Annotated in this window: 11 protein-coding genes; 10 read left to right on the top strand and 1 reads right to left on the bottom strand. The window is 59.1% G+C overall.

Features of this window, described 5'->3' with window-relative positions; all coding sequences use genetic code 11:
* Positions 1-70: 70 nt before the first annotated feature.
* The 8 genes from grpE to ELQ88_RS30165 all read left to right on the top strand — a co-directional run bounded on the left by grpE (position 71) and on the right by ELQ88_RS30165 (position 10530).
* Complete coding sequence (gene grpE / locus ELQ88_RS30200; RefSeq protein ID WP_128871914.1) at positions 71-634, top strand: nucleotide exchange factor GrpE; 564 nt, start codon at positions 71-73, stop codon at positions 632-634.
* 102 nt (positions 635-736) lie between these two features.
* Positions 737-2653, top strand: a complete 1917-nt coding sequence (gene dnaK, locus ELQ88_RS30195) for a molecular chaperone DnaK (protein WP_138969137.1) — start codon at positions 737-739, stop codon at positions 2651-2653.
* Positions 2654-2950: 297 nt separating this feature from the next.
* Positions 2951-4075 carry a molecular chaperone DnaJ gene (dnaJ, locus tag ELQ88_RS30190; RefSeq protein WP_128871915.1) on the top strand — a complete coding sequence of 375 codons (1125 nt, stop codon included), beginning with the start codon at positions 2951-2953 and terminating at the stop codon, positions 4073-4075.
* Between the two features lie 10 nt (positions 4076-4085).
* Positions 4086-4889, top strand: a complete 804-nt coding sequence (gene dapB, locus ELQ88_RS30185) for a 4-hydroxy-tetrahydrodipicolinate reductase (RefSeq protein ID WP_138969136.1) — start codon at positions 4086-4088, stop codon at positions 4887-4889.
* Between the two features lie 259 nt (positions 4890-5148).
* Positions 5149-6285 carry a glutamine-hydrolyzing carbamoyl-phosphate synthase small subunit gene (carA, locus tag ELQ88_RS30180; RefSeq protein WP_128871917.1) on the top strand — a complete coding sequence of 379 codons (1137 nt, stop codon included), beginning with the start codon at positions 5149-5151 and terminating at the stop codon, positions 6283-6285.
* Between the two features lie 117 nt (positions 6286-6402).
* On the top strand, positions 6403-9624 hold the full coding sequence (carB, locus tag ELQ88_RS30175) for a carbamoyl-phosphate synthase large subunit (RefSeq protein ID WP_128871918.1): 3222 nt from the start codon (positions 6403-6405) through the stop codon (positions 9622-9624).
* On the top strand, positions 9621-10097 hold the full coding sequence (gene greA, locus ELQ88_RS30170) for a transcription elongation factor GreA (protein ID WP_128871919.1): 477 nt from the start codon (positions 9621-9623) through the stop codon (positions 10095-10097). Before carB ends, greA begins: the two co-directional genes overlap by 4 nt.
* A 28-nt stretch (positions 10098-10125) precedes the next feature.
* Complete coding sequence (locus tag ELQ88_RS30165; protein ID WP_138969598.1) at positions 10126-10530, top strand: MFS transporter; 405 nt, start codon at positions 10126-10128, stop codon at positions 10528-10530.
* A 9-nt stretch (positions 10531-10539) separates the two neighbouring features.
* Here the strand turns inward: ELQ88_RS30165 and ELQ88_RS30160 are convergent, their stop codons facing one another.
* The gene (locus ELQ88_RS30160; protein WP_008057408.1) at positions 10540-10848 is read right to left on the bottom strand and encodes a YhbY family RNA-binding protein; all 309 of its coding nucleotides are present in this window, start codon (positions 10846-10848) and stop codon (positions 10540-10542) included.
* Positions 10849-10953: 105 nt separating this feature from the next.
* On the opposite strand from ELQ88_RS30160, the gene rlmE reads away from it, so the two are divergent.
* Positions 10954-11583 (top strand): 23S rRNA (uridine(2552)-2'-O)-methyltransferase RlmE, encoded by a 630-nt coding sequence (rlmE, locus tag ELQ88_RS30155; RefSeq protein WP_138969135.1) that lies wholly within the window; start codon positions 10954-10956, stop codon positions 11581-11583.
* A 202-nt stretch (positions 11584-11785) separates the two neighbouring features.
* Complete coding sequence (ftsH, locus tag ELQ88_RS30150; RefSeq protein WP_138969134.1) at positions 11786-13696, top strand: ATP-dependent zinc metalloprotease FtsH; 1911 nt, start codon at positions 11786-11788, stop codon at positions 13694-13696.
* Position 13697 lies beyond the last annotated feature (1 nt).

Here is a 13697-nt window from a genome sequence, read left to right as displayed (position 1 = left end):
AATTTGCGGCCCCATATACCGGGACAGAAGCGCGAGTTGAGCTCGCGGACGATATTGAAAGGAGAAATCTATGGCTGACGAACAGACAGTGGATACGCAAAATCTAGACGCCGACCAGGCTGCCCAGGAGGGTGATGAGCTGGCGGCTCGTGTACAAGTGCTCGAAGAGCAATTGGCTGGTGCGCATGATCAGGCTTTGCGTGTAGCGGCTGATCTGCAGAACGTCCGCCGTCGCGCCGAGCAGGATGTAGAGAAGGCTCACAAGTTCGCCCTGGAGAAATTCGCCGGTGACCTGCTGCCGATCATCGACAGCCTCGAGCGTGGCCTGGAGTTGTCCAGCCCTGACGACGAAAACATTCGTCCGATGCGTGAAGGTATCGAACTGACCCTGAAAATGTTCCAGGACACCCTGAAGCGTTATCAGCTGGAAGTGATCGACCCTGAAGGCGAGCCCTTCAATGCATCGCAGCATCAGGCAATGGCCATGCAGGAAAGCGCCGACGTCGAGCCGAACAGCGTGCTCAAGGTGTTTCAGAAGGGCTATCAGCTCAACGGCCGCCTGCTGCGCCCGGCCATGGTTGTGGTCAGCAAAGTGCCTGCGCCAGTTTCGCCTTCTATTGACGAGCAGGCTTGAAATTAGCCGCAAGGCCCCCATTTAGAAGTCAAGCGTTTAAGTGCTACCGCAGTTAGCCACCACTGCTGCGGCATCCAAATCCAAAATTTCGGGAGAGTGAACATGGGCAAAATTATCGGTATCGACCTGGGGACTACCAACTCCTGCGTCTCCATTCTTGAAAACGGCAAAGCCAAAGTCATCGAAAACGCCGAAGGCACGCGTACCACCCCTTCGATCGTGGCGTATGCCAACGATGGCGAAATCCTGGTTGGCCAGTCCGCCAAGCGTCAGGCAGTGACCAATCCGCACAACACCCTGTATGCGGTGAAGCGTTTGATCGGTCGTCGTTTCGACGAAGAAGTCGTGCAGAAAGACATCCAGATGGTCCCTTACAAGATCGTCAAGGCTGACAACAACGACGCCTGGGTTGAAGTGAACGGCCAGAAAATGGCACCGCCACAAATCTCGGCTGAAATTCTGAAGAAGATGAAGAAGACCGCCGAAGACTACCTCGGCGAGCCAGTGACTGAAGCGGTGATCACCGTTCCGGCCTACTTCAACGACAGCCAGCGTCAAGCCACCAAGGATGCCGGCCGCATCGCGGGCCTGGACGTTAAACGTATCATCAACGAACCGACCGCAGCTGCGCTGGCTTACGGTATGGACAAGGCCAAGGGCGATCACACCGTGATCGTTTATGACTTGGGCGGCGGTACTTTCGACGTTTCCGTGATCGAAATCGCTGAAGTCGATGGCGAGCACCAGTTCGAAGTGTTGGCCACCAACGGCGACACGTTCCTGGGCGGTGAAGACTTTGACATTCGTCTGATCGACTACCTCGTCGACGAATTCAAGAAAGAAAGCGGCATGAACCTCAAAGGTGATCCGCTGGCGATGCAGCGCCTGAAAGAAGCGGCTGAAAAAGCCAAGATCGAACTGTCCTCGAGCCAGTCGACCGACGTGAACCTGCCGTACATCACCGCAGACGCGACCGGTCCAAAGCACTTGAACGTGAAAATCTCGCGTTCCAAGCTGGAAGCGCTGGTTGAAGACCTGGTTCAACGCACCATCGAACCTTGCCGCATTGCAATGAAAGACGCCGGTATCGAAATTGGCGCGATCAACGACGTGATCCTGGTCGGCGGTCAGACCCGTATGCCACTGGTTCAGAAGCTGGTTACCGATTTCTTCGGTAAAGAAGCACGTAAAGACGTCAACCCTGACGAAGCCGTTGCCATGGGTGCTGCTATCCAGGGTGCGGTATTGGCCGGCGACGTGAAAGACGTGCTGCTGCTCGACGTCAGCCCGCTGACCCTGGGTATCGAAACCATGGGTGGCGTGATGACTGCGCTGATCGAGAAAAACACCACGATTCCTACCAAGAAATCGCAAGTGTTCTCGACGGCCGACGACAACCAGGGCGCGGTGACCATTCACGTGCTGCAAGGTGAGCGCAAGCAAGCCGCCCAGAACAAGTCCCTGGGCAAGTTCGACCTGGCCGAGATTCCACCAGCACCACGTGGCGTGCCACAAATCGAAGTGACCTTCGACATCGACGCCAACGGCATCCTGCACGTCGGCGCGAAAGACAAGGCCACCGGCAAGACTCAGTCGATCGTGATCAAGGCCAACTCCGGTCTGTCCGAGGAAGAAATTCAGCAGATGGTTCGTGATGCTGAAGTGAACGCCGAGGAAGACCGCAAGTTCGAAGAGCTGGCCAGTGCCCGCAACCAGGGCGACGCCCTGGTGCACTCGACGCGTAAAATGGTCGCTGATGCCGGCGACAAAGTGACCGCTGAAGAGAAGACTGCTATCGAAGCTGCAGTAGTTGCCCTGGAAGCCGCCATCAAAGGCGACGACAAGGCTGCTATCGACGCCAAGGTTGAAGAGCTGTCCAAAGTCTCCGCGCCAGTGGCTCAGAAAATGTACGCCGAGCAGGCTCAGCCGGCTGAAGGCGCGGCACCGAACGACGAAAAAGCTGAAAAAGCCGACGACGTCGTGGATGCCGAGTTCGAAGAAGTCAAAGACCACAAGTAAGTTGTTGGTCGCCCGGTTGACTGCCTTCAGGCGGTGACTGGTAGGATGTCGCCGCGCGGGAGCTTGCTCCCGCGTTGGCGTGTCTGGAGTTAGCGAATTTTTACAGCGTGCGACAACGTTCGGACGCTGATGGTATGGCCGAGGATGCTCCTGCTTTTCGAGCCGCAAGTACCGCATCGAATCAAAGACCAGGATCGTTGAATTGACGTGAGTTGGGTCCGGGCCTGTATTGGGGCTCAACGAGTTTGGCGAGGCTCAGGAGGGGTTTGCCGAACGTCCTTAAGAGTGCAAAGACTTATGGCAAAGCGTGACTATTACGAAGTATTGGGTGTTGAGCGCGGCTCAAGCGAAGCGGACCTGAAGAAGGCCTACCGTCGCCTGGCGATGAAGCACCACCCGGACCGTAATCCCGATGACAAAGCGTCGGAAGAGATGTTCAAGGAGGCCAACGAGGCCTACGAAGTGCTGTCCGATTCCAGCAAGCGCGCGGCGTACGACCAGTACGGCCATGCCGGTGTCGATCCAAGCATGGGCGGCGGCGGTGCCGGGTTTGGCGGCCAGAACTTCTCCGACATCTTTGGTGATGTCTTCAGCGACTTCTTCGGTGGCGGTCGCGGCGGTTCTCGTGGCGGCGCTCAGCGCGGCAGCGACCTGCGTTATACCCTGGAGCTGAACCTGGAAGAGGCGGTGCGCGGTACCACCGTGAATATCCGCGTTCCGACACTGGTCAACTGCAAGCCGTGCGACGGCTCGGGCGCCAAGAAAGGCTCTTCGCCTGTCACGTGCCCGACCTGTGGCGGTATCGGCCAGGTCCGCATGCAGCAGGGCTTCTTCTCGGTGCAGCAGACCTGCCCGCGCTGCCATGGCCAGGGCAAGATCATTTCCGACCCGTGCGATTCCTGCAACGGCGAAGGCCGTGTCGAAGAGTACAAGACGCTCTCGGTGAAAGTGCCGGCCGGCGTCGATACCGGTGATCGCATTCGCCTGTCCGGCGAAGGCGAGGCGGGTGCACAGGGTGGCCCGACCGGCGACCTGTACGTGGTGATCAATGTGCGCGAGCACGCGATCTTCCAGCGTGACGGCAAACACCTGTTCTGCGAAGTGCCGATCAGCTTTGTCGACGCGGCGCTGGGTGGCGAACTGGAGATTCCGACCCTCGATGGTCGGGTCAAACTGAAGATCCCCGAGGGCACTCAGACCGGCAAGCAGTTCCGAGTCCGCGGCAAAGGCGTCGCGCCAGTGCGAGGCGGCGGTGCCGGTGACCTGATGTGTCGCGTGGCGGTCGAAACCCCGGTCAACCTGGGGCGTCGCCAGCGCGAACTGCTGGAAGAGTTCCGTAGCTCGCTGGCGGACGATAACAGTCATTCGCCGAAAACCACTGGTTGGTTCGAAGGCGTAAAGCGCTTCTTCGGCGATTTGTAAGGAGACAGGCATGCGACGTATTGCAGTGATGGGCGCCGCCGGGCGCATGGGCAAAACCCTGGTCGAAGCCGTGCAGCAAACGCCGGGTGCCGGTCTGACGGCGGCGGTGGATCGCCCGGACAGCTCACTGGTCGGTGCCGATGCCGGCGAGTTGGCGGCGTTGGGTCGTATCGGCGTGCCGCTGTCCGGTGATCTGGGGCGGGTGGTCGACGAGTTCGACGTGCTGATCGACTTCACACACCCGACGGTGACCCTGAAGAACCTCGCGTTCTGCCGCAAGCACGGGAAGTCGATGATCATCGGCACCACCGGCTTCAGCGTTGAAGAGAAGCAGTTGCTGGCCGAGGCGGGCAAGGACATTCCTATCGTCTTCGCCGCCAACTTCAGTGTCGGCGTCAACCTGTGCCTGAAGCTGCTCGACACGGCTGCCCGTGTGTTGGGTGACGACGTCGATATCGAAATCTCCGAAGCCCACCACCGGCATAAAGTCGACGCGCCGTCGGGGACTGCCGTGCGCATGGGGGAAGTGATTGCCGATGCGTTGGGTCGCGACTTGAAGAAGGTGGCGGTGTACGGCCGTGAAGGTCAGACCGGTGCCCGTGCTCGCGAAACCATTGGCTTCGCCACAGTGCGTGCCGGTGACATCGTTGGCGATCACACCGTGCTGTTCGCCGCCGACGGTGAGCGTGTCGAGATCACGCACAAGGCTTCCAGTCGCATGACGTTCGCCAAGGGTGCGGTTCGTGCTGCATTGTGGCTGGACGGACGCGGTCCAGGCCTTTACGACATGCAAGACGTGCTCGACCTGCGGTAAGATGCGCCCGAAATCGGGTCCGGACTCAGCGTTTGGACCCGGTTTTACCCCGCCAAGCGACGTCCTGTCGCATTCTCCGGCCTTTTTGGCTCATTGGCGGTAGACCAAAAATGCCTTTTTCTGTAAGCTACAGCTTTAGTGTGTCCACTAAAAGCGCGCAGAATTATTCGGTGAAGAAGCGGGGTGACGTGTCCATACGTCACTCCGCTTTTTTACAACCTGCGATCGCCCTTTCAGGCTTTATTTACGGGAGGTCTTCTTGACTAAGCCAGCCATACTCGCCCTTGCTGATGGCAGCATTTTTCGCGGCGAAGCCATTGGAGCCGACGGTCAAACCGTTGGTGAGGTGGTGTTCAACACCGCCATGACCGGCTATCAGGAAATCCTTACCGATCCTTCCTACGCCCAACAGATCGTTACCCTGACTTACCCGCACATCGGCAATACCGGCACCACGCCGGAAGACGCCGAGTCCGATCGCGTCTGGTCCGCTGGCCTGGTCATCCGTGACCTGCCACTGGTGGCGAGCAACTGGCGTAACAAGCTGTCGCTGTCCGATTACCTGAAAGCCAACAATGTGGTGGCAATCGCCGGTATCGACACTCGCCGACTGACGCGCATCCTGCGTGAGAAAGGCGCGCAGAACGGCTGCATCATGGCCGGTGACAACATTTCCGAAGAAGCGGCCATCGCCGCCGCGCAAGGTTTCCCTGGCCTCAAGGGCATGGACCTGGCGAAAGTCGTCAGCACCAAAGAGCAATACGAATGGCGCTCGACGGTCTGGGATCTGAAAACCGACAGCCATGCGACCATCGATGCCTCCGAGCTGCCGTACCACGTGGTTGCCTACGACTACGGCGTCAAGCTGAACATCCTGCGCATGCTGGTGGCGCGCGGTTGCCGCGTAACCGTGGTGCCGGCGCAAACGCCAGCGGCTGACGTGTTGGCGCTCAATCCGGATGGCGTGTTCCTGTCCAACGGCCCCGGTGACCCCGAGCCTTGCGACTACGCGATCCAGGCGATCAAGGACGTGCTGGAAACCGACATCCCGGTGTTCGGCATCTGCCTCGGTCACCAGCTGCTGGCCCTGGCCGCCGGCGCCAAGACCCTGAAAATGGGGCACGGCCACCACGGCGCCAACCACCCGGTCCAGGACCTGGACAGCGGTGTGGTGATGATCACCAGTCAGAACCACGGCTTCGCGGTAGACGACGCGACCCTGCCAGGCAACGTCCGCGCGATCCACAAATCGCTGTTCGACGGCACACTGCAAGGCATCGAGCTTACCGACAAGAGCGCCTTCAGCTTCCAGGGTCACCCTGAAGCCAGCCCTGGCCCGAACGACGTAGCGCCATTGTTCGATCGCTTCATCAACGAAATGGCCAAGCGACGCTGATCGCTCGCCTTGATGCAGCAAAGCTTGAGGGCGGTCCCGACACCGGCGACCCCCTCAGGCCTTCACAGATTGAACAAGACGGCTTGCCGACTGACCTGCGGATTTGAGTGACAACCCATGCCAAAACGTACAGACATTAAAAGCATCCTGATTCTCGGCGCTGGCCCGATCGTGATCGGCCAGGCCTGCGAATTCGACTACTCCGGCGCCCAGGCCTGTAAAGCCCTGCGCGAGGAGGGCTACCGCGTCATCCTGGTGAACTCCAACCCGGCGACCATCATGACCGACCCGGACATGGCCGACGCCACGTACATCGAGCCGATCAAATGGCAGACCGTTGCCAAGATCATCGAGAAAGAGCGTCCGGACGCGCTGCTGCCGACCATGGGCGGCCAGACCGCTTTGAACTGCGCACTGGACCTGGAGCGCGAAGGCGTTCTGGAGAAGTTCGGCGTAGAGATGATCGGCGCCAATGCCGACACCATCGACAAGGCTGAAGACCGTTCGCGCTTCGACAAGGCGATGAAATCCATCGGCCTGGACTGCCCGCGCTCGGGTATCGCCCACAGCATGGAAGAGGCCAACGCGGTCCTCGAAAAGCTCGGCTTCCCGTGCATCATCCGTCCGTCCTTCACCATGGGCGGCACCGGTGGCGGCATCGCTTACAACCGTGAAGAATTCGAAGAAATCTGCGCTCGCGGCCTGGACCTGTCGCCGACCAAAGAGCTGCTGATCGACGAATCGCTGATCGGCTGGAAAGAGTACGAGATGGAGGTTGTCCGCGATAAGAAGGATAACTGCATCATCGTCTGCTCGATCGAAAACTTTGACCCGATGGGCGTGCACACCGGTGACTCGATCACCGTTGCTCCGGCACAGACCCTGACGGACAAGGAATACCAGATCATGCGTAACGCCTCGTTGGCGGTACTGCGTGAGATCGGCGTGGAAACCGGCGGCTCCAACGTTCAGTTCGGCATCTGCCCGGACACTGGCCGTATGGTCGTGATCGAGATGAACCCGCGTGTATCCCGCTCTTCGGCACTGGCCTCGAAAGCCACTGGTTTCCCGATTGCGCGTATCGCTGCCAAGCTGGCGATCGGCTACACCCTGGACGAGCTGCAAAACGAAATCACCGGCGGCGCTACGCCTGCATCCTTCGAGCCGTCGATCGACTACGTCGTCACCAAGCTGCCACGTTTTGCCTTCGAGAAATTCCCGAAAGCCGACGCGCGCCTGACCACGCAAATGAAGTCGGTCGGTGAAGTCATGGCCATCGGCCGGACCTTCCAGGAATCCCTGCAGAAAGCCCTGCGCGGCCTGGAAGTGGGCGTTTGCGGCCTGGACGAGAAGCTCGACCTGGGCAACCCGGAAAGCATGAGCATCCTCAAGCGCGAACTGACCGTGCCGGGTGCCGAGCGCATCTGGTACGTGGCTGACGCCTTCCGCGCCGGCCTGTCGGTCGAAGACATCTTCGGCATGAACATGATCGACCCGTGGTTCCTGGTGCAGATCGAAGATCTGATCAAGGAAGAAGAGAAGGTCAAGACCCTGGGTCTGTCCAGCATCGACCGCGACATGATGTTCAAGCTCAAGCGCAAAGGCTTCTCCGACATGCGTCTGGCCAAGCTGCTGGGCGTGACCGAGAAGAGCCTGCGTCGCCACCGTCACAAGCTCGACGTGTATCCGGTCTACAAGCGCGTTGATACCTGCGCGGCCGAGTTCGCCACCGATACCGCTTACATGTACTCCACTTACGAGGAAGAGTGCGAAGCCGCGCCGTCGGGCCGCGACAAGATCATGATCCTCGGCGGCGGTCCAAACCGTATCGGTCAGGGCATCGAGTTCGACTACTGCTGCGTACACGCGGCACTGGCCCTGCGCGAAGACGGTTACGAGACCATCATGGTCAACTGCAACCCGGAAACCGTGTCCACCGACTACGACACCTCCGATCGCCTGTACTTCGAGCCAGTGACCCTGGAAGACGTGCTGGAAATCTGCCGCGTCGAAAAACCGAAAGGCGTGATCGTCCAGTACGGCGGCCAGACCCCGCTGAAACTGGCGCGTGCCCTGGAAGAAGCCGGCGTGCCGATCATCGGTACCAGCCCTGATGCCATCGACCGTGCCGAAGACCGTGAGCGCTTCCAGCAGATGGTCGAGCGCCTGAACCTGCGTCAGCCGCCAAACGCCACTGTGCGCAGCGAAGACGAAGCGATTCGTGCCGCCAGCAAGATCGGTTACCCGCTGGTGGTGCGTCCGTCCTACGTACTGGGCGGTCGTGCGATGGAAATCGTCTACGAAGAAGAAGAACTCAAGCGCTACCTGCGCGATGCAGTGAAAGTGTCCAACGACAGCCCCGTGCTGCTGGACCACTTCCTCAACTGCGCCATCGAAATGGACGTGGATGCGGTCTGCGACGGCACCGACGTGGTGATCGGCGCGATCATGCAGCACATCGAACAGGCCGGCGTGCACTCCGGTGACTCCGCCTGCTCCCTGCCGCCGTACTCGCTGCCTGCGCACATCCAGGACGAAATGCGCGAACAGGTCAAGAAAATGGCCCTGGAACTGGGCGTGGTCGGCTTGATGAACGTGCAGCTGGCGTTGCAAGGCGAAGACATCTACGTCATCGAAGTCAACCCGCGCGCTTCCCGGACCGTACCGTTCGTGTCCAAGTGCATCGGTGTTTCCCTGGCCATGATCGCTGCGCGCGTGATGGCGGGTAAAACCCTGAAGGAAATCGGCTTCACCAAGGAAATCATCCCGAACTTCTACAGCGTGAAAGAGGCGGTGTTCCCATTCGCCAAATTCCCTGGTGTGGACCCGATCCTGGGCCCTGAGATGAAGTCCACCGGTGAAGTGATGGGCGTGGGCGACACTTTCGGTGAAGCATTCGCCAAGGCCCAGATGGGCGCCAGCGAAGTGCTGCCGACCGGCGGTACCGCGTTCATCAGCGTACGTGACGATGACAAGCCACTGGTTGCAGGCGTGGCACGTGATCTGATCAACTTGGGCTTTGAAGTGGTCGCCACTGCCGGTACTGCCAGGCTGATCGAAGCCGCAGGCCTGAAAGTGCGTCGTGTGAACAAGGTGACCGAAGGTCGTCCGCACGTGGTCGACATGATCAAGAACGACGAAGTCACCTTGATCATCAACACCACCGAAGGTCGTCAGTCGATCGCGGATTCGTATTCCATTCGTCGCAATGCCTTGCAGCACAAGATCTACTGCACCACCACCATTGCTGCAGGCGAAGCCATCTGCGAAGCGCTCAAGTTCGGTCCCGAGAAGACCGTACGTCGCTTGCAGGATCTACACGCAGGATTGAAGGCATGATCAAGTACCCAATGACTGTCCAGGGTGCCAAAGCCCTGGAAGAAGAACACGCTCACCTGACCAAGGTCATCCGTCCGAAGCTCAGCCAGGACATCGGCACGGCCCGCGAACTGGGTGACTTGAAGGAAAACGCCGAATACCACGCTGCCCGCGAGCAGCAGGGGATGGTCGAGGCGCGGATTCGTGACATCGAAGGCCGGATTCAGAACCAGGTCATCATCGATGTCACGACCATTCCTCACACCGGCAAAGTGATTTTCGGCACCACCGTTGAAATCGCCAATGTCGAGACGGATGAACGCGTCACTTACCACATCGTGGGTGAGGATGAGGCTGACTTCAAACTCGGCAAGATTTCGGTGGGTTCGCCACTGGCTCGCGCCTTGATTGCCAAGGAAGAGGGTGACGTGGTCGCCGTGAAAACGCCAGGCGGCGTTATCGAGTACGAGATTGTCGAAGTTCGTCACATCTGAAAGAAGGCGCCCGCTGCATGCGGGCGCCATGCTTTGGCAGCTGAACCAGATGTTATGGGTGGGCGGCCTGTGGCTGTTGCATATCGGTCTGCTGCCGGTGCTGGGTCATATCGGCCTGGCACCGCTGCTGATCGACGAAATCGTGGGCATGCTTAATACACTGATGGTGGGATTCGCCGCAGTGTGTGTGATTTTTCAGGCTTTGGTGCTGGTTCAGGCCGAGGGCCTTGCCAGTCTATGGCGCGATATTCGCGGGCAACTGCTGATGACGGCGCTGTATGCGTGTGCGATGTACTTCGCGGTGCGCTTCGGCTGGCCGGAGGCGGTGCGCTGGCACGTGTTCAGCTATCTGGTGCTGGGGTTTTCCGGCTTGGTGCTGGTATTGCAACCGGTGCCGGGATGGAGTGGCAGGGTGCGCGAAGCACACCCCTGACCCTTGCCATCACTTGAAGCGATGAACGTTCGACAGCTGCTTGTTGACGCTGAAGTTCTTGCGGTAAATCAGTGCCATCTTGCCGATGACCTGAACCAGGTCCGCTTTACCGACCTTGCACAGTTCTGCAATGTTCGCCAGGCGCGACTCGCGATCGAGGATGTTGAGCTTGATTTTGATCAGCTCGTGATCCGCTAGCGCGCGTTCAAGTTCGGCTAACACACCTTCAGTCAAACCGTTGTCAGCCACGATCAAAACTGGTTTCAGATGGTGGCCAATGGATTTGTACTGTTTCTTCTGCTCTTGAGTGAGCGGCATAATCTGACCCCTGCGTCTGATCTTGTAAAAAGCGGCGGCCAGTTTACCCGAGCGAGTCCGGGACCGCCCAGTTAATCACGACCCGTTTTATTTTCGAGGTGGCCCGTGGCCCGTTCCAAGACAAGCCTTAAGTGGCTGCAAAGACATGTTAATGATCCCTATGTGAAGCAGGCGCAGAAGGATGGTTACCGTTCGCGTGCGAGTTACAAGCTTCTGGAGGTTCAGGAGAAGTACAAACTGATCCGTCCAGGTATGAGCGTTGTCGACCTGGGTGCGGCGCCCGGCGGCTGGTCGCAGGTCACTAGTCGGCTGATCGGTGGTCAGGGGCGTCTGATCGCCTCGGACATTCTGGAAATGGACAGCATTCCGGACGTGACTTTCATCCAGGGTGACTTCACCCAGGACGAAGTGCTCGCTCAGATCCTTGAAGCCGTGGGTAATTCGCAGGTGGACCTTGTGATTTCCGATATGGCCCCCAATATGAGTGGTACGCCTGAGGTGGACATGCCAAAAGCCATGTTTCTATGTGAGCTGGCTCTTGATCTGGCGGCTCGGATACTCAAGCCGGGTGGTAATTTCGTGATCAAGGTGTTTCAGGGCGAAGGGTTTGATGCTTACGTGAAGGACGCTCGTCAGAAATTCGACAAGGTCCAGATGATCAAGCCGGACTCTTCCCGTGGCAGTTCCCGCGAGCAATACATGCTGGCTTGGGGCTACCGCGCCCGTAGCGAGTAAATCGAGGTTTTTTTGCGGGTCGATAGGATTTTCGTATTTCGCCCTGTGAGCATTAGCGAATATTGTGTAGAAAGTGTTTCACAAAGGGTTACAGACGGCGCCTGCCAGAGTCGTAGGTAATGTAGTAAGTTAGGCCGGTGAATATCATGCGAAGCGCGCGCCATCAGCGGCGCTTGCTTCAGAGGGTAGTTAATTGAACGATATGGCAAAGAATCTGATCCTGTGGTTGATCATCGCGGCAGTCCTGGTGACGGTGATGAACAACTTCTCCAGCCCTAACGAGCCGCAGACCCTCAACTATTCCGACTTCATCCAGCAGGTCAAGGATGGCAAGGTCGAGCGCGTAGCCGTCGATGGCTATGTGATTACCGGCAAGCGCAACGATGGTGACAGCTTCAAGACCATCCGTCCGGCAATCCAGGATAACGGTCTGATCGGCGACCTCGTGGACAACCACGTCGTGGTCGAAGGCAAGCAGCCTGAACAGCAAAGCATCTGGACCCAGCTCCTGGTCGCCAGCTTCCCGATCCTGGTGATCATCGCCGTGTTCATGTTCTTCATGCGGCAGATGCAGGGCGGAGCCGGTGGCAAGGGCGGGCCGATGAGCTTCGGCAAGAGCAAGGCGCGCCTGCTCTCCGAAGACCAGGTGAAAACCACCCTGGGTGACGTTGCGGGCTGCGACGAAGCCAAGGAAGAAGTCGGCGAGCTGGTCGAGTTCCTGCGTGACCCGGGCAAGTTCCAGCGCCTGGGCGGTCGCATTCCCCGCGGCGTGTTGATGGTCGGTCCTCCGGGTACCGGTAAAACCTTGCTCGCCAAGGCGATTGCCGGCGAAGCCAAAGTGCCGTTCTTCACCATTTCCGGTTCCGATTTCGTCGAAATGTTCGTCGGTGTCGGTGCCAGCCGTGTTCGCGACATGTTCGAGCAGGCCAAGAAACACGCGCCATGCATCATCTTCATCGATGAAATCGACGCCGTCGGTCGCCACCGTGGCGCCGGCATGGGTGGCGGTCACGACGAGCGCGAGCAGACTCTCAACCAGTTGCTGGTAGAGATGGACGGCTTCGAAATGAATGACGGCATCATCGTCATCGCGGCTACCAACCGTCCGGACGTACTGGACCCGGCGCTGCTGCGTCCGGGCCGTTTCGACCGTCAGGTGGTGGTCGGCCTGCCGGATATCCGTGGTCGCGAGCAGATTCTCAAGGTCCACATGCGCAAAGTGCCAATGGGTGACGATGTCGCTCCGGCCGTGATCGCCCGTGGTACCCCTGGTTTCTCCGGTGCCGATCTGGCGAACCTGGTGAACGAGGCGTCGCTGTTCGCCGCCCGTGCCGGCAAGCGCATCGTTGAAATGAAAGAGTTCGAACTGGCGAAAGACAAGATCATGATGGGCGCCGAGCGCAAATCCATGGTCATGTCCGAGAAAGAGAAGCAGAACACCGCTTATCACGAAGCCGGCCACGCCATTGTCGGTCGCGTCGTGCCCGAGCATGACCCGGTCTACAAGGTGTCGATCATCCCGCGCGGTCGTGCGCTGGGCGTGACCATGTTCCTGCCGGAAGAAGATCGCTACAGCCTGTCCAAGCGTGCGTTGATCAGCCAGATCTGCTCGCTGTACGGCGGCCGTATCGCTGAAGAAATGACCCTTGGCTTCGACGGTGTGACCACTGGTGCCTCCAACGACATCATGCGTGCCAGCCAGATCGCACGGAACATGGTGACCAAATGGGGCCTGTCGGAAAAACTCGGTCCGCTGATGTACGCCGAAGAAGAGGGTGAAGTGTTCCTCGGTCGCGGCGGCGGTGGTCAAGGCACCAGCTTCTCCGGTGAGACGGCCAAGCTGATCGACTCCGAAGTGCGCAGCATCATTGACCAGTGCTACGGTACCGCCAAGCAGATTCTCACGGATAACCGTGACAAGCTCGACGCCATGGCCGATGCCTTGATGAAGTACGAAACGATCGATGCCGATCAAATCGATGACATCATGGCCGGTCGTACGCCTCGCGAACCTCGCGACTGGTCGGGTGGTACCGGTACTTCCGGAACACCTCCGGTGGCGCAGGGCGAGCGTCCGGAAACACCTATCGGCGGTCCGGCTGCTGACGTTTAAG

It is taken from the genome of Pseudomonas sp. MPC6 (genome assembly GCF_006094435.1).
GTDB lineage: Bacteria > Pseudomonadota > Gammaproteobacteria > Pseudomonadales > Pseudomonadaceae > Aquipseudomonas.
Note: the sequence above shows the minus strand (reverse complement) of the source record. Positions and strands in the feature narration are given on the sequence as shown.